Source organism: Saprospiraceae bacterium, assembly GCA_016717265.1.
Classification (GTDB): Bacteria; Bacteroidota; Bacteroidia; order Chitinophagales; family Saprospiraceae; genus Vicinibacter.
Map to the genome: position 1 here is coordinate 720,195 of JADKFX010000001.1, position 16,929 is coordinate 737,123.

Below are 16,929 nucleotides of genomic sequence, written 5' to 3' on the forward strand. Positions count from 1 at the left end.
ATAATTAAATGCATTTAGTCAAAGAGATTTAGTTGTTTTGCAAATGATTGTTCGTGTTCCAGCAACCATTTTTTTCTCCATAATCCGCCTCCATATCCTGTCAATTGTCCATTCGAACCAATAACTCGGTGACAGGGAATAAGAATAGCAATTTTATTCATACCATTCGCATTGGCTACAGCCCGAACGGCATCAGGTTTCATTAAACTATTTGCTTGTTTCTGATAGGATCTTGTTGTTCCGTAGGAGATCGTTTGTAAAAGTTTCCAAACTTCTTTTTGAAATTCAGTTCCATACAAACTTAAGGGTACATTAAAGACTTTTCGCTGACCTTCAAAATATTCTTTTAATTCCTGACGAAGAAATGGAAAATAAATGTTTTCACCATATATAATTGTCGCATTAAATTTTTTAGTAAAATTTTTAAATTCCGATTCTAACATTTTGCGATCTGAAAATTCTAACAAGCAGATACCTTTATCATCTGCACCTGCAAATAAGGTTCCAAGTGGGGAATCTATTCTACATATATCAATAATCATTTGCCGTTTAGTTTGTGATGGTGACACGCCAAAAATAGATTTGAAACGATCATTAAAGCCACTGATTGATTCGTATCCAGAGGAAAATGCTGTATCTGTGATCGGATTCCCTTTTTGAATTTTCTTAAATGCAGAATTTATTCGATGCATTCGTTGATAAGCATGAAATGTTATTCCATGATTTTTTAAAAACCAACGTCGAATAGTATTAGGATCAAATCCTTTTTGCTTCAAATCCCAATCTTTAAATTTTATACCTGGATCTTTATGAAATACCTCCAACAATTCCTTGATTTTAAAGGGAGTCTTATCTAAACACTCTAAAGGATTACAAATTTTGCAAGGTCTATAGCCATTTAGGATTGCTTCTTTAGTATTTTGGAAGTATTCCACATTTTCTGATTTCGGCTTTTTGGCTGTGCAAGATGGGCGACAAAAAATTCCAGTCGTTTTAATTGCAGCAATAAAGGACCCTTCAAAAGTGCGATCTTTCTCGACTAAAGCTTTATACATTCTGGTTTTTGTGAGCATTTTTTACTGCAAAATTAGAAGGTATGATCACCGAAAGCAACCGAAAAATTAACAGGTATTTTTTAATTAAAACCCCAGGATTCAATTTTTGAAGGTTTATGAGATTTTAAGTGCTCGTACATGATTTCAAAATTAGTTGTTTTTATTTTTAAATTCTTTCCCAGCTTCACAACATATCCTGTAAGTGATTCTAATTCAGTTTGATTTCCATTTTGAAAATCTGAATGCATGGATGATGTTGCTTCTTTTGGTAAGGATTTTATTCTTTTTAAAATAGTATCATTGATATCAAGTGAAATCGGTATACCTTTTTGATTTGCTAAGAGTTTCAATTCTTCAACTAATAAAAACAAGGTATCGATATTTTTTGATTCTGTGCAAAATTCACCAATAGTTTTATTTAAAAAAGAAGTTAGTGTTGCAACTGGTGAAATGAATAGAAATTTTTCCCAAATTTGTTGGTCTATTTGGCTGGTATATTTTGCGTTTATATTGGCATTTACTAAAATCTGTTCCAATGGATTCAAGGATTCTTGATTTCCATTCTGCGTACCAAAGAAAATATTATGAAAACCTCCGGATTCCTTAACTATACCAGGAGCAATTAATCGGGAAACAATATAGATACAAGCTTTACAAATTTCTGAAGCCGGGTAAGCGGATTTAAGTTTTTCATAACTATCAAGTCCATTTGAAAGCGATAGTAATTTGGTATTTTTATTAATATTGTTTTTTAGAAGTATTAAACTTTCATTTAAATGATATGATTTTGTACAAAATAGAATTATATCAAAATAGCCTAAACCAATCGGATCATCGGTTATCAAATGAGGATTTACAAGGAAATTTTCATGTTTTGTTTCCAATTGCAAACCGGTTTCTTGAATTCTTTTTTTATGCTCACCCCTACAAATAAATGTAATTTCAATATTTCCGGAATTTTTATATTTATGAGCCAGGAGTCCACCAATAAATCCACCAACACCACCTAAACCAACAATAGCAATTCGAATCATAAAATGGAATTGTATTTTACTTCAAATATTTTTCTAACCATGCATGTACTTCCTGATAAAAAAAGCGACTGTTTTCGGCTTTTAGAATCCAATGATTTTCTTCTGGAAAAACGATTAATTTGCTTGGTACTTTTTGACGTTGTAAAACATGCCAATTTTCAATAGAATTGTTGAGTGGAACACGATAATCTAATTCACCCACGGTAACTAACATAGGCGTTTTAAATTTGCTGGCATAATAGTATGGATTTTGTTCTTTCCAGATTTTAGAGTCCTGCCAAGGTACTCCCCCATTCATTACCTCCCTACCAAAAATAGCATCACTCGTTCCCCATTGAGATATACTATTTACTAATCCGGCATGACTGATCAGACATTTATAATGAGTCGTTGTGGCTTGTAGCCAGTTTGCAAGGTGACCTCCATAACTTGCTCCACCAGCAGCTTGTAAAGTTCCATCTATAAATGGAAACCTGGTTATTGCATCTTTTGCGGCTTCATTTATTTCAAGACCAGGACCATTAAAAGGATCATATTGTATTTCTTGTGAAAACTTTTCCCCGTAGCCAGTTGAACCTGTGAAATCGGTTAATAATAATACATAGCCAGGTTTAGATAATAATTGATAATTCCAACGATACGACCAGTTTTCTTTCCATGAACCCGCGGGTCCTCCATGAATGACAACAAATAGAGGGTATTTTTTATCTGAATTAAATCCAGCTGGTTTTACTAATAGACTTCTTATTTTTTTTCCACGAGATGAATTAAACCAAATGGGTTCTGCTTCCTTTAAATCAAGTTTTGATAATTTATCTGTATTGAAGTTAGTTAAAAAATTAAAACTGCCATCTTCATTCAGTTTAACGATTTCAGGAGGCATCATACTAGATTCATGGCTTGCTATAATCAAGGGTTTATCATTCGTAGAAACGCTTATATTATTGAAACAGCCAGTCGGCGTTTTGGTCAATAATGTCATTGAGGAACCATCTAAGGAAAACGAATAAAGTAAATCCCGACCTTGGTTTTCTGCACTTATAAAAACTTGAGTTTTAGAAAGGACTACATTGTTAATTGGCCGATCTAAGTTTTCGCAAATATTTCTTTTATTTATCATTTTAGGAAAATCAAATCGCACCAAATTATTTTGATTATAAACCTTGTTATTATTATTTGTGCTGCTAAAACAAAATAAATAGTTACCATCTAAACTAACTATAGGATTTCCATAATCAAGTTTGTCTGAAGTTAATTGAATGGCATCACTTCCATTTATGGAAACGGAATACAATTGAGAAATGGGTTCTTGATATGCACTGGTATTGCTTTGAGTAGTAGCGGAAAAAATAATAGATTTACTGTCTGCAGTCCAGCAAGAGCCAGCATAACTAAAACCTTCTAATTTACTAATACTTACCTCCGTGAAAATATTTCTTGCTGTACTATCTGGTGAAAGGTTTTGAATATAGAGATGATTTTGTTTTTCATCATTCCATTTATCCCAGTTTCTTATCGGGAATGAAGTATAAACTCTGGCCTTATATTTGATTTTCTTTTTTTCTTCTATCATTTTTTTATTGGTTGAATCCGCATAACATTGCGGATAAATTGAACTTGAGAATAGAATATAATTTCCATCCGGACTCCATTTTGGTGATGAAGCACCACTAGATAGCTTTGTTAGTTTTTGAGCTTCGCCACCATCCTTAATGTTTAAGATATAAATCTGAGTTTCTTCTTCTCCATCGCGCTTAGCTGAAAATGCAATTTTTGAACCATCCGGACTCCAGGTATATCCATTTTCTCCAGTTTTACCAGCTGTAAGTTTACGAGCTGTTAATGCACCAGATGTGGAAACGATCCATAAATCATTAATCTGTTCTTTTTCATCATAGGAAGGTTCTGTTACATTAAAAACCGCCCATTTCCCATCAGGACTGATGGCAGGTGCGCCAACCCGTTTTAACAGCCACATATCTTCATGTGTAATAGGTTTTTTCTCTTGCGCTTTCACATTTAGAACCAGGAGCTGGCATAGAATTAAAATAGAATATATTTTCATATTTATAAAATTGATATTAATTTATTTTTTTATTTAATGCTGCGAAACTACTTACAAAATTCATAATGATGCTTCCTAAATTAGTATTGAACAGATAGATTCTTGATTGATATTTTACATGTGCTGAATTTATTTGTTTAATTCCCAAATTAGGATTCGGTTTTCAAATATTTTATTTATTGAATATTGAACTTTTATTTTTTCAAAAAATATACCCGGAGGAATGGGTTCCATGAGTACTATAAATCTAGGTTTTGTATTTAGGATTTTATTTATTTCTTGTTCAAGGTCAATTTGCAAAGCGTGAATATGGTCAGGATTCCAAAGCAATGAAGAATGAATGTATGCTGTGGGACTTTTTAAATTTAAAAGGAAATAGAGGAGTTGTTGGTAGTTTCCCGTGTAAATGGTTTCTCCTGATTTTAATTCCGTTGCTAAATAGGCTTTTACATCTCTTAAGATTTCCGGTTTATCATAATATGCATTTTTTTGAAAATGTAAAATTAATATCAAAAAAATATAGGAAGCGATAATCGACCATTTTCTGGAAAAATTATGAACCTGATTTTTAACAGATTCAATCGAAAAAAAGGCTCCAGATAAAAGACTCATCGGTAGTAATAATTGTATAAAATAATGTTCAAAATTTTTGCCGGGTATTGAAATCACAAGGATATCTAAAAAGATCCAAACTATAAATAAAAATTGAAATTTATGAAGGAATGAATTATTTGCCTTTAAAGCGAAGATCCCCATTATAAGAAGTGGAAGAAATCGGATTATAAAATCACCATAAAATTGCAAAACATCAAGTATCCTAAAACTGGAGGGATATCTACTCGTCACCTGGAAGGTGAAGTGGTATAAAAGATTCAGTGCTTCATTTTGGTAGTAATAATAAATTACAATGATTAAAGGCAGAAGGAATCCTATAAATATTGGAACTAATTTTAATAAACCATCTTTTATAAGTTTTCTATTTACAAAGGCTAGGGAGAGTAAAAAAAGACTAATTGCTAAAATGTCTGCAAGTATGACATATTTTATTATAAATCCAAAGCCGAAAGAAACACCCGCAAATACTTTTGATATTGTTGATGTGTTAAATAATATAAGATAAAATGAAAGGATGGTAAATAAATTGAAGAAAATTTCTGTATTTGGGCTAACACCCCAACGTTTAAACACTGAAATACTTACAAGGTAAATAACTGCGGATGCCCATGCTGAAAACTTATTTTGTGTCCATTTTGAACTGAATTTGAAGACAAAAATTGCAGTCAAACCGGTTACTAAAGCGCACAAGAATCGGATCCAGAAAATGCTATTGTTGGTTAAAATTTCCAACAATGCATAGATCCAAAAAATGCCAATAGGTTTTGTATCAATGACCTCTTTAAAATATAGATTGTTGTTTAAGAGGTCTCTGGCAATTACAATATATGTTGATTCATCATGGTCAATGACGAATGGGAAAAACGAAAAAAAGCGCAAAACGATTGAAAGAATTGGCAATAAGGTCCATGGAGAATATAGTATGGATTTAAAATTCAATGCGTCTAATTTATGTAAATGTAAATTTTGTTTAATTCAAAAGCGTTTTTTCTGGTTTGATATAACTCCACCAACGTTTTCCTATAGTTGTCATTAGCAAAATATGGATAATGGCAAGTATCATTGCACCTGGTAAAATATTTATGCAAATAATATCAAATATATGTTTTATTGGAGAATCTACATCTCTTAGGTTTAAAAGAACAGTGTTATTTGTAAGACTAATTTTGGTAGCAGTCAGTAGGCAAATGGATGCAAAGTGAAAAGAATTCGTAAATAGGTGGATGATGTATTCCCAACGCGGTAAACCACCCATAAAAAGCCTGCTGTCGGTTTCAGAATAAGCATCAATGCCTAATACAATTAAATCTAATATTATAAGTGAAATGCCAATATAGAAATATAAAGTAGAACTCCCTCCTAAGAAATAGAATGCAATAATAAGTGGAAATAAAATAGCTCTCATGGTATGTGTCTTATGTTCGAGGAGACTTTCTTTTCTTTTGAATAATTCAAAACACCAAAGATGAAGATAAAGACCATCATATACAGCTAAAAGAATAAAAAGCAATAAAAAGATGGAGGTTAAGATATAAAGAATTTCCATTTAAGTGAACTTAGTATGTTTTTTAATTTTATTTATATTTTAGTTTTCAAGGAGTTATAATATTCAAGAATATAATTATTAAAAGTATACGCATGGTTTTTACAAAATTAAGCTTTTATAAATGGACATTAATTTATCTGAAACAATTTTTTCAGAGAAGTTAAGTTTAGCATATTTTAGTCCGTTTTCAATAGCAATTTTTCTTTTCGTGCTATCGGTTAGTGCAGTGATAATGGTTTCAGCCAATTCTACTGGATTTAAGGGATTAAAGTAAAAACTATCAGGTCCGGCAGCTTCTGGTAAGGAAGAACAATTGGATGTAATTACAGGTGTTTTACTATAAAGGGCCTCAATTATAGGAATTCCAAATCCTTCATATAATGATGGATAGATAAAAACAGCCGCCTGCTGATAAATAGAAGCTAGCTGTTCATTGCTTTCCAAATTTTCAATCCAAATAATCTTGTTTTTTAAATTGAGTTGTTGTATCTGATTAAATATTTTTAGTTTATATGATTTTCCTTTACCAATAATGACTAGGGGTAATTGAAATTCTAAAGGTAAGTATTGATAGCTATTAATAAGTGTACTTAAATTTTTTCGTGGTTCTACACTGCCAACATACAAAAGGTATTCTTTTGGGAGCAAATATTTAGTATTCGCTGGATGATCCATTTTAGATTCTGCACCATCTATAAAACAAGAATTACAAGTTTGATAGACCACTTCAATTTTATTTGGTTCAATATGATAGTGATGCACAATATCCTTTTTTGTATGCTCGCTTATGGCAATAATTTTGTCAGCTTTCATACAACTATTTTTAAATTTATAATTGTAAATAAAGCGGTCTATTAAGTTATAGGTATTTGGATATATTTTAAATATTAAATCATGTATCGTGACAACGGATTTAATTTTCAAACCAAAGGGCAGCTCGTTACTTAAACCATGATAAAGTTCGATACCATCATTGTCTAAGTCCTTATTAATTAAATGTGCTCTCCATAATTTCTTAGATATTCCATTTGCCAAATGTATTTGAAATTTAGATTTATCTAGAAAAGCATTTGAAAAAGGTTCCGGTTTTATGCTTGGCGTATAAAGGTGAAATTCATTTTGAGGAAACCTATTTTGTAGATTAGCAACAAGGGTCCGGCTGTAATTTCCTAATCCGGTTTTATTATAAAACAACCTTTTGGCGTCAAATCCAATTTTCATAGTTTCGCTTAATTATAACCACACACAAGCTAAGGTACAGCTTTAAAAATTTATAATTTATAGATCGAATAATTTTCATTCTCAAAAACCAAAGGATACGTTAAAGAAATATTTGTGCCGAACACCTTTTTCAACACAACTAGGTATTTTAAACCTTTATTTTTAAGACTTTCAAGGTACATAGCCTTTTGAATATTTTCATTCGTGTCAACCCACCCTTTACGGTGTGCAAAATACATTGGAGTTGGATAATTTCCACTATTAATTAAAATAAGATCTTCCCGTTTTGAAACCAAGTCTAAATCCTTTTCTAAGTTTTCGATAGCCCGATATTCAGGTTTAATAAAAAAGTCATGTTGTTGTGTTAAAACACCTTCAATTCCAATAGAGAATAAGAGAATTATTGAAATTTTATTATTTTTTATTTGATCTAGTCCATAACCACAAATGAGGGCCATAATGGGTACGAATGGAATGACATAATAATTATGGTGATAGAAAGTGAATCCTGATTTAAGTATAATAAAAGTAAAACCTATTATGCTAAGTGAGAAAAGATAAATTAATTGGCGGTTTTTATTTCTGACGAATTGTATTATGCCAAAAAGAAAGACCAAAAACCCAATATATTTAATGGCAGAATCATAAAATCTTTTTAAGGTTTCTGGAATATTATGTAGAATTTCTTCAAGTCCAATAAAAAAAGATTTTCCCATGAAAAAATGCCAAAAGCCAAAATTTTGAACAAGAAAAGGAACCCAATATTGATACCATAAGAGTGTTATAAAGACAAAGATAAATCCGGTTAAATAGAAGACTATTTTTCTTGTAAGTGGAATATATTTCTTGAACAGTAGTGAAATGTATAGAATTAAGAGATATGCTGCAGTCAATTTTGACAGCATTCCAAAAAGGCTGAATAAAAAGAAAAATAGTAAATTTTTGAACCCGTTTTTGTTATCTAAATATTCTGTACCAAAGTACATTCCAATGATTACAAATGACACGGAGAATGTATCTGGCATTATTTTTCTCGAAAAACTAAACCATATAGAGACAAGTAAAACGATTGTTGAATTGAAAGCAATTTCAATCGTGAAGTATTTTTTGATCAGCTTATAGAAATAGTATATTCCAATACTGCTAAGGATGAGGTTAATTAATCTGCCATACCAATGTTGATAATCAAATATTTTTGAAATTAAATAGATAGTATAATTTAGAAGCGGAAACTCCATGCCTGTAATCCCTGACTTTTCTCCGGCAATATCTATCTGTGGGTAAAAGATATTTGAATTATTTTCAAAAAAGTTACGCGCAACCATGGTTACCGTGGTTTGTCTCCAATTATGCGAAACTTCAAGAGGAGGTAACTTTATACCATATAATCTGATTATAAATAGCAGAATGATCCAGAATCGAATATCTTTTAGGTAGCGTATTAAAGGACTCTGCATATTTTACTGGAGATAATTTGTAATTAATTGACAGGTCTGTATATTTTGATTTTACCCTTGACTTTTGTTGATAGATACAATGGACTTATGCCTACTTTTCTTCCAGAATATTCGTTATTTTGATGTGCAATCCTATAATTACCAGGACCTATTGTTTCAAATATAATAGCGGTATGGTGATCCATATGTTCATTATAATTCTTTCCATCTTTAGTATATTTTAATAGTACATCTTCGAATTGTATAATATCACCAGCGTAAATGGAATCTGTTTTAGAGTTTAATAATTTACCAAATTTCATCTGATGATCCCATTTGGCGTTTACTGCATTCAGCGCTTCAGCGGCAAGATCCCAACATTCTCCTCTACCAACTTTCTTATTTATTTTTAATTTTACAAAATCAAGTATAGACTTATTGAGTTCTGGAATGCTATCTAATACTTTCGTTATAGGCTCTAGTTTTACGAAAACAGGTGCATTCGTTAGCCTACTTATTTGCGTTGAATTTATAAGCATGAATGCGTAGAATGCTATTTGTATCATATTTAATTTCAGATTATTTTAACCGTATGGTATTTCAAATATATATTTAATTCGTTTTTAATAAAAATTGGAATTATTATTTTTCACATTGGTAAGTATAATTTCCTTAGCAATTTTCGCGGTTTCACATGTCCAAAGACTTTAACAAGGTTTCATTACTTATTATTTTATGTATTAAAAGGTAAATAGCTGAAACATGCCCATTGCGCAAAATAATATATTATATCATTTTTGGATTTCTTTAATTTATAAGCAAATTTTGACAGATTTGATAAGATTGAAAGATAGGGTTTTAGACCTTTTATTTTATGAAATTGAGAACTCTTAGAATTCTTTACCGATTTATTACAAATCAACTGAAAAACAGGTTCCATTAATTCATAAAATTGTGATATTTTGTTTAATTTCTTGGTAGTCAATACATTATTTTTAATATCGAAAGTTATTATAGGAATCACCAAAGTCAAATAATTTAAGTTGAGCAATATTTTAATTTAACTCGTTATTTCTTTAATATTTCCCGCTACTTCAAGTCCTGCATTTCTTCCAAAGTCATGAAAAATTTGTTGATTTGATTTTAGATCTACAAGTTTAACTTCAAGTATAGAGGTCATGCTTTCTTCAATTCTCCCATCCATTAGGCCTCGGATTGGTGAAGCTAAAGCGGTTGCATTGTTTCGAGAGGCATTCACGTGAAGGCGATATTTATTATTTTCTAAAATAATTTCGACCTTATGATTGTCAATGTGGCAGGTTCGCAAATGGGATTGATTATAAGTAGTAAATTTAATAAGTTTATTTTGCAACCAAAAGCCAGCAATAAAACCTACAAACGAGCTTCTTATCCATGGAATTTTTGCTACAGAAGCTTTAAATGAAACTCCAGGTAGTGTAAAGTGGTTAGATTGCATCCATACATAGGCACTTGGAAACGAACGTCCCCAATCTTTTTCTATATAGCCCCTTCCATTATTAAAATCAATGTGTTTATTATTTAAAAGGACATGGCCCGTAATGGAGAGGTCCATGCTTACGATTCCGTGATAGCATTCCATAAAAGGAACAAATGCAAAAGGCCCCATGATACCAGGTGAATACCAAGGTTTGGGCCAGGGTACATTTCCTGAAAACTTTAATGCTGCTTTAATATCAGGAAGATTCAGCTCGATACTTTGTTCGGAAAAATAACTGTTTCCGATTTCAATTTGAAACTGATATGGAGTTGCTTTAAAATCTTTTGCATCAAACCTATAATAATTAGCATTTTCATTTTTACCATCTAATATTTGAATAAATGCTTGTTGGTTTCCAGCTTCATCCATTGCGATCCCCGGAATAAATGCAAAAGCAGCAGTCTCTGAGGCATTTATAATTTTGTAATACCACCCTTCAAAGTAATTTCGATTTTTACCCCAACCTTGAAATTGTTCGGGATTAAAAAATGCTTTAATTTTGGGAAGAATCATGTATTGACATTACTTTAAATGGAATATGCGAATTTAATAAAATTATTTATAATTCAGTCTTGTAATTTTTTCTCGATATTATCCCTATAAAAATTATCTGCATCTAAAAGTATAATTAAAATATAGCTTGGATTGTAATAGAATCGTTGAAATAGAAGACAAGTTTTTTAAATGTCAAGACCAAGAAGGTTCTCCTTGGTTTTCGAACTATAGCTTAGTTCATGAATTCTTAATAGATGTTGGGTTCTGCAATTATTGCAATTTGAGTTTTGTGATTTTCTAATTCATCCTTCGTGTATTCTTTTGATTTTTTGTTAGCAATTTTTAGGCTCCATGAGCATATTATGTTAAAATAATACTTCTTTAGTTTTTATTGCATCTTGATTCCTTTAGTTACCTTTAATGCTTAATTTAAAAAATGAAGATAATTTATTACATTTTAGTTTGTTTTTTTGTCAACTTATATTTTTTGAGTCCGCTTAGCGCTCAAAAAATGAAAACCGGAGAGCCACCTCTAAAATCATTTGAGGTTGCTGCAGAATCTTTTGGCGACCTTCAGGTATTAAGGTATGAAGCTCCTGGGTTTAATGAGTTAAGTTTAAAGCAAAAGGAATTGGCATATTACCTCTATGAAGCATCCTTATCAGGAAGAGATATCATATATGACCAAAAGAGCAAGTATGGCATTTTACTAAGAAAGACTATTGAAATAATATATACCAGTTATAAGGGTAATAAAACAACAGCAGCGTGGAAACAATTCAGGGATTATGCTGGACGATTTTGGTTTAGCAATGGAAATCACCATCATTATGGCAATGAGAAGTTTATTCCAGAATGTAGTAATGCATATTTTAAATCATTAGTATTAAATTGTAACACAAGTAAATTACCAAAAAATGCAAAAGAAAGCACTGTTGCATTTTGGAAGCGAATTGAACCTCTATTATATGATTTAAAAGTTGAACCAAAATGTGTCGACTTAAGATCTGGAATCGATAATATCGTAGCCTCAAGTAATAATTTTTACGAAGGTGTAACGCAAAAAGAGGTAGAGGACTTTTATGCTCAATTTCCAACATCAGGAAATTCACCAAGCTGGGGACTTAATTCAAAACTGATTAAAGAGAATGGAAAATTAGTTGAAAAAGTATGGAAAGCAGACGGTATGTATGGAGCGGCAATACGTAAAATTGTGTATTGGTTAGAAGAAGCTGCAAAAGTTGCAGAAAACTCGCAACAAAAGTTAGTTATACAAAAACTAGTAAACTATTATCGAACTGGAAATTTAAAAGATTTTGATGATTATACCATTGAATGGGTAAAAGATACAGCTTCCAGAATTGATTTTGTGAATGGCTTCACGGAAGTTTATTTAGACGCAATTGGTAAAAAAGGAAGCTATGAAAGTATCGTATCATTAAAAGATCTTGAAGCTACAATAAGGATTAAGACAATTGCAGATTATGCGCAATGGTTTGAGGATAATTCACCTTTAATGCAAGAGCATAAAAAGAAAGAAGTAAAAGGAATTACTGCAAAAGCAATTACCGTTTTAGTTGAAAGTGGTGATGCTTCTCCAAGTACACCAATAGGAATTAATCTGCCAAATGCAGATTGGATTCGCAGGGATCATGGAAGCAAATCAGTGTCCTTAAGTAATATCATAAAGAGTTATAATTTAATGAGTGCAAGAAAAGGAACATTAGATGAATTTGCTTATAGTGATGAAGTCATGAGCCGGATTAAAATGTATGGAGCGCTTTCAAGTGATTTACATACAGATATGCATGAATGTATTGGACATGCATCCGGACAAATTAATCCGGGAGTAGAAACTACAGACAAAACATTAAAGAATTATGCAAGTTGTCTGGAAGAAGGGCGTGCAGATTTAGTTGGGCTGTATTATATTATGGATAAAAAACTTTTAGAGATTGGTGTTAGCCCTTCATTGGAGGTCGCAAAAGCGGGTTATGATAATTATATTATGAATGGCTTAATGACACAATTAACACGCATAAAGTTAGGAGACAATATTGAAGAAGCGCATATGCGAAACCGACAGATGAATGCAAACTGGGCATATCAGAAAGGTAAGAAGGACAATGTTATTGAATTTGTCAAAAGGAATGGAAAAACCTATGTAAAAATTAATGATTACGATAAATTGCGCAATTTATTTGGTGATTTATTGCGAGAAATTCAACGGATAAAAAGTGAAGGTGATTTTAAAGCCGGACAAGAACTTGTAGAAAATTATGGTGTAAAAGTAGACCCAGAATTACATAAGGAAATTCTGGAACGTTTTGCAAAATTGGAGTTGAAACCGTATCGTGGGTTTATTCAAGCGAAATTAATACCGATAAAGAAAGGAACTAAAATCATCAATGTAAAAATTGAATATCCTAGCTCTTTCTTTCGTCAAATGATTGAATATGGAAACAAATATGGATATTTACCAGTGCAGAATTAATTGTATTTTAATTTGAAAAAACTTTTTCAAAGAGTCTTTACTTCGATTCCAATTTTCTGATCGTCTAGCCAATCCATTTGATCGTTTAATTTTTCAGAAGTAAATTCAATTGCATCGGCAAGTACTTCATTGCAGATCATTTGTTGGTAATTATTTAAAGTCGCAGATAAGTTTTCAATTTTTTCAACTTTAACCTGTATTCGATCGGTTACATTAAAATTTCGATCTTTCCGGATATTTTGGATTCTATTAATTAATTCTCTTGCATACCCTTCTGCTAATAATTCGTCTGTAATATTAATATCGAGCGCAACTGTAATTTCACCATCATGACTTACTAACCAACCTGGAATATCCTCTGATAGAATGTCGATATCGTCTTTTTGGATTAAATAAATTTGTCCATCAAGTTCAAGAGATACTTCGCCACCTTGTTCAATAGTTTGGATTGTTTGAGCTTCGAAATTTAGAATCATTTCTGAAGCTTCTTTCATATGTTTTCCTAATTTCTTTCCTAAGGTTCTGAAGTTTGCTTTGGCTTTCTTTTTCACTAAACCTGTATCGCCAGAAATATAATTGATTTCTTTTATATTTACTTCTGATTTAATTAATTCTTCTACTTTTTGAATGTCTGATTTTACAGTTTCGTCGAGTATTGGGATTAAAATTTGGTGTAATGGTTGGCGTACACGGATCCGTTGAGCCTTTCTCAAAGACAAAGCTAAAGATGATATTCGTTGTGCGAGATCCATACGTCTTTCTAATGCAAGGTCAATTAAGTTTTCTTGGACTTCAGCTAAATCTGAAAGATGTACAGATTCTTGTGTAAGGGAAAGATTCTTGGATGTAGGATTCTTGCGTAAATTTTCATTTAAATTTCGGTATAACCAATCCGCCATAAAGGGCGCAAGTGAAGCCATCAATTGGGAAGTTCTAATGAGACATTCGTAGAGTGTTTCAAAAGCTGCTTGTTTATCGAAGGATGATTCTGATTTCCAAAATCGTCTTCTGGATAAACGTACAAACCAATTTGAGAGATCATCCGAAACAAATTTTTCGATGAGTCGTGTAGCTTGAGTTGGTTCGTAATCATCCATAAATATTCGATAGGATTTAATTACGTTTTGAAGTCTTGAAAGAATCCATCGATCTAATTCAGTTCGTTGATCAATAGGAATACAGTTTTCTTCGTCGAATGTAAAATTATCTATATTGGCATAAATAGCAAAAAATGAATAAGTATTAAAAAGGGTACCAAAAAATTTATTTCGAACTTCTGTAATTCCTTCCAAGTCAAATTTTAAATTTTCCCAAGGATCTGCATTACTAATAAGGTACCAGCGCGTTGCATCTGCGCCATAATGATTCAGCGTAGTAAATGGATCAATTACATTGCCTTTGCGTTTAGACATTTTTTCACCATTTTTATCTAATACAAGGCCATTTGAAACTACTGCTTTATAAGCCACGCTATCAAAAATCATAGTGGAAATCGCATGTAATGTGTAAAACCAACCTCTTGTTTGGTCAACACCTTCTGCAATGAAATCAGCAGGGAACAAGCCCTTTAAACTTTTCGTATCAAAAGGATAATGTATCTGTGCATAAGGCATGGAGCCAGAATCAAACCATACATCTATAAGGTCTAATTCACGCGTAAGTGTTTCGTTGTTTTCATCAGAAACTAAAACAATCTCATCTATATACGGCCGGTGAATATCTATTGGTAGAATTTGATTTAAATTTAAAACTTGATTTGCTTTTTCAAGTTCAAACTTTAGTTCTTCTAAAGATCCGATACATTTTTCAATACTTCCATCTGAATTTCGCCAAATTGGCAAGGGGATTCCCCAATATCTGGAACGCGATAAATTCCAATCCTGAACATTTTCCAACCAATTTCCAAAACGGCCTGTTCCGGTGGATGCTGGTTTCCATTGAATCGTATTATTTAATTCAATCAATCGATTTTTTACAGCAGTTACACGAATAAACCAACTATCTAATGGATAATATAAAATTGGCTTATCAGTCCTCCAACAATGTGGATAATTATGGGTGTATTTTTGAGAATTTAAGAGCTTTCCTTCCTTTTTTAATTTAATGACAATGCGTTCATCAACAGATAAATATTTGTCTAATCCCAGGCGTATTTTTTCTTTTGCTTTTTCTTCCGGACTTAGATAATCTTCCTTTACATATTCGCCTGAAAAATCATAAACTTCTTTAGTAAACCGTCCTTGTTTATCAACTAAAGTTAAAGCGCCAATTCCATATTTTTTTGCAACGCGCATATCGTCTGCTCCAAAAGAAGGAGCGATATGAACAATTCCTGTACCATCTTCAGTTGAAACAAAATCACCTAGTAAAATTTTAAAAGCATCTCCTTCTTCGGGTGTAGCATAACCGAATAATGCTTCATATCGGATTCCTTCAAGTGCTTTTCCTTTGATTACAGGAATCAAAATTCTGAAATGAACTTTTTTATCTTCATTTGCAGGAATTAAATGATCAAATACTTCGTGTTCTTGTTTAAACCACTTATAAACTAAGTCTTTTGCAAGAATTATTTTATTCAGTTCATGGGTGTAGGGATTATAACATTCAATTAATGTGTAGTCAATATGCTCGCCAACAGCTAAAGCAGTATTACTCGGCAAGGTCCAAGGTGTTGTAGTCCAGGCTGCAATAAGAATTTGTTGAGAATTAAAGAGTTCATTCTGTGGTGTTGAATAACTTTCAGAACGCAATTTAAAAAGTGCCACAGCAGAAACATCTTTGACCTCTCGATAAGCTCCAGGTTGATTTAATTCATGTGAGCTCAATCCAGTACCCGCAGCGGGTGAAAATGGTTGTATTGTATAACCTTTGTAGAGGTATCCTTTTTTATAAATTTCTTTTAGAAGATACCAAACAGATTCAATATAATTATTTTCGAAGGTGATATATGGATGATCCAGGTCAACCCAATAACCCATTTTTACGGTTACATCATCCCATTCCGTTTTATACCGCATGACTGTTTCCCGACATTTATGATTATAGTCATCAATGGAAATTTTAACCCCGATATCTTCTTTTGTTATTCCCAATTCTTTTTCTACACTTAATTCTATTGGAAGTCCGTGTGTATCCCAGCCGCCTTTTCGATGAACCTTTTTACCTTTTAATGTCTGATATCTACAGAATAAGTCTTTTACAGCACGGGCCATAACGTGATGAATACCCGGTTTCCCATTTGCAGAAGGTGGCCCCTCATAAAATACAAAAGATTCAGCATCTTGCCGATTACTGATACTTTTCTTAAAAATATCCTGTTCTTTCCAAAAACTGAGTATTTCTTTATCTATCTCTGGTAAATTAAGCCCTTTTACTTCCCTGTAAATCATCTGATATCATTTTGAGCCGCAAAGATAAAAAGAATAGGGTTTCTTGAACAAGGTCTTCAC

11 protein-coding genes are annotated in these 16,929 nt (G+C 32.0%); 1 reads left to right on the plus strand and 10 read right to left on the minus strand.

From position 1 onward, the window contains the following. Positions 1 to 14: 14 nt before the first annotated feature. The 9 genes from IPO86_02895 to IPO86_02935 all read right to left on the minus strand — a co-directional run bounded on the left by IPO86_02895 (position 15) and on the right by IPO86_02935 (position 11,004). On the minus strand, positions 15 to 1,073 hold the full coding sequence (locus tag IPO86_02895) for a methylated-DNA--[protein]-cysteine S-methyltransferase (GenBank protein MBK9727045.1): 1,059 nt from the start codon (positions 1,071 to 1,073) through the stop codon (positions 15 to 17). A 62-nt stretch (positions 1,074 to 1,135) separates the two neighbouring features. Next, the gene (locus tag IPO86_02900) at positions 1,136 to 2,089 is read right to left on the minus strand and encodes a 2-dehydropantoate 2-reductase (GenBank protein MBK9727046.1); all 954 of its coding nucleotides are present in this window, start codon (positions 2,087 to 2,089) and stop codon (positions 1,136 to 1,138) included. A gap of 16 nt (positions 2,090 to 2,105) precedes the next feature. Beyond that, the gene (locus IPO86_02905; GenBank protein ID MBK9727047.1) at positions 2,106 to 4,154 is read right to left on the minus strand and encodes a S9 family peptidase; all 2,049 of its coding nucleotides are present in this window, start codon (positions 4,152 to 4,154) and stop codon (positions 2,106 to 2,108) included. 129 nt (positions 4,155 to 4,283) lie between these two features. After that, the gene (locus IPO86_02910; protein ID MBK9727048.1) at positions 4,284 to 5,708 is read right to left on the minus strand and encodes a glycosyltransferase family 39 protein; all 1,425 of its coding nucleotides are present in this window, start codon (positions 5,706 to 5,708) and stop codon (positions 4,284 to 4,286) included. Between the two features lie 31 nt (positions 5,709 to 5,739). After that, positions 5,740 to 6,315 carry a hypothetical protein gene (locus tag IPO86_02915; GenBank protein ID MBK9727049.1) on the minus strand — a complete coding sequence of 192 codons (576 nt, stop codon included), beginning with the start codon at positions 6,313 to 6,315 and terminating at the stop codon, positions 5,740 to 5,742. Between the two features lie 99 nt (positions 6,316 to 6,414). Beyond that, a complete protein-coding gene (locus IPO86_02920) occupies positions 6,415 to 7,536 on the minus strand; it encodes a glycosyltransferase family 4 protein (protein MBK9727050.1) in 1,122 nt (373 codons plus the stop codon). Positions 7,537 to 7,586: 50 nt separating this feature from the next. Next, on the minus strand, positions 7,587 to 8,993 hold the full coding sequence (locus IPO86_02925) for a glycosyltransferase family 39 protein (protein MBK9727051.1): 1,407 nt from the start codon (positions 8,991 to 8,993) through the stop codon (positions 7,587 to 7,589). Between the two features lie 23 nt (positions 8,994 to 9,016). After that, positions 9,017 to 9,538 carry a hypothetical protein gene (locus IPO86_02930; protein ID MBK9727052.1) on the minus strand — a complete coding sequence of 174 codons (522 nt, stop codon included), beginning with the start codon at positions 9,536 to 9,538 and terminating at the stop codon, positions 9,017 to 9,019. 494 nt (positions 9,539 to 10,032) lie between these two features. Continuing rightward, a complete protein-coding gene (locus IPO86_02935; protein MBK9727053.1) occupies positions 10,033 to 11,004 on the minus strand; it encodes a hypothetical protein in 972 nt (323 codons plus the stop codon). 418 nt (positions 11,005 to 11,422) lie between these two features. Between IPO86_02935 and IPO86_02940 the strand changes: the two genes are divergently transcribed. Then, the gene (locus IPO86_02940) at positions 11,423 to 13,480 is read left to right on the plus strand and encodes a dihydrofolate reductase (GenBank protein MBK9727054.1); all 2,058 of its coding nucleotides are present in this window, start codon (positions 11,423 to 11,425) and stop codon (positions 13,478 to 13,480) included. 26 nt (positions 13,481 to 13,506) lie between these two features. Here the strand turns inward: IPO86_02940 and IPO86_02945 are convergent, their stop codons facing one another. Continuing rightward, on the minus strand, positions 13,507 to 16,869 hold the full coding sequence (locus IPO86_02945) for an isoleucine--tRNA ligase (protein MBK9727055.1): 3,363 nt from the start codon (positions 16,867 to 16,869) through the stop codon (positions 13,507 to 13,509). Positions 16,870 to 16,929 lie beyond the last annotated feature (60 nt).

What these genes read in the sequence shown, in the direction of transcription:
- IPO86_02895 (MBK9727045.1), bottom strand. Translation starts at nt 1,073, where the DNA reads ATGCTCACAAAAACCAGAATGTATAAAGCTTTAGTCGAGAAAGATCGC.
- IPO86_02900 (MBK9727046.1), bottom strand. Translation starts at nt 2,089, where the DNA reads ATGATTCGAATTGCTATTGTTGGTTTAGGTGGTGTTGGTGGATTTATT.
- IPO86_02905 (MBK9727047.1), bottom strand. Translation starts at nt 4,154, where the DNA reads ATGAAAATATATTCTATTTTAATTCTATGCCAGCTCCTGGTTCTAAAT.
- IPO86_02915 (MBK9727049.1), bottom strand. Translation starts at nt 6,315, where the DNA reads ATGGAAATTCTTTATATCTTAACCTCCATCTTTTTATTGCTTTTTATT.
- IPO86_02920 (MBK9727050.1), bottom strand. Translation starts at nt 7,536, where the DNA reads ATGAAAATTGGATTTGACGCCAAAAGGTTGTTTTATAATAAAACCGGA.
- IPO86_02925 (MBK9727051.1), bottom strand. Translation starts at nt 8,993, where the DNA reads ATGCAGAGTCCTTTAATACGCTACCTAAAAGATATTCGATTCTGGATC.
- IPO86_02930 (MBK9727052.1), bottom strand. Translation starts at nt 9,538, where the DNA reads ATGATACAAATAGCATTCTACGCATTCATGCTTATAAATTCAACGCAA.
- IPO86_02935 (MBK9727053.1), bottom strand. Translation starts at nt 11,004, where the DNA reads ATGATTCTTCCCAAAATTAAAGCATTTTTTAATCCCGAACAATTTCAA.
- IPO86_02940 (MBK9727054.1), top strand. Translation starts at nt 11,423, where the DNA reads ATGAAGATAATTTATTACATTTTAGTTTGTTTTTTTGTCAACTTATAT.
- IPO86_02945 (MBK9727055.1), bottom strand. Translation starts at nt 16,869, where the DNA reads ATGATTTACAGGGAAGTAAAAGGGCTTAATTTACCAGAGATAGATAAA.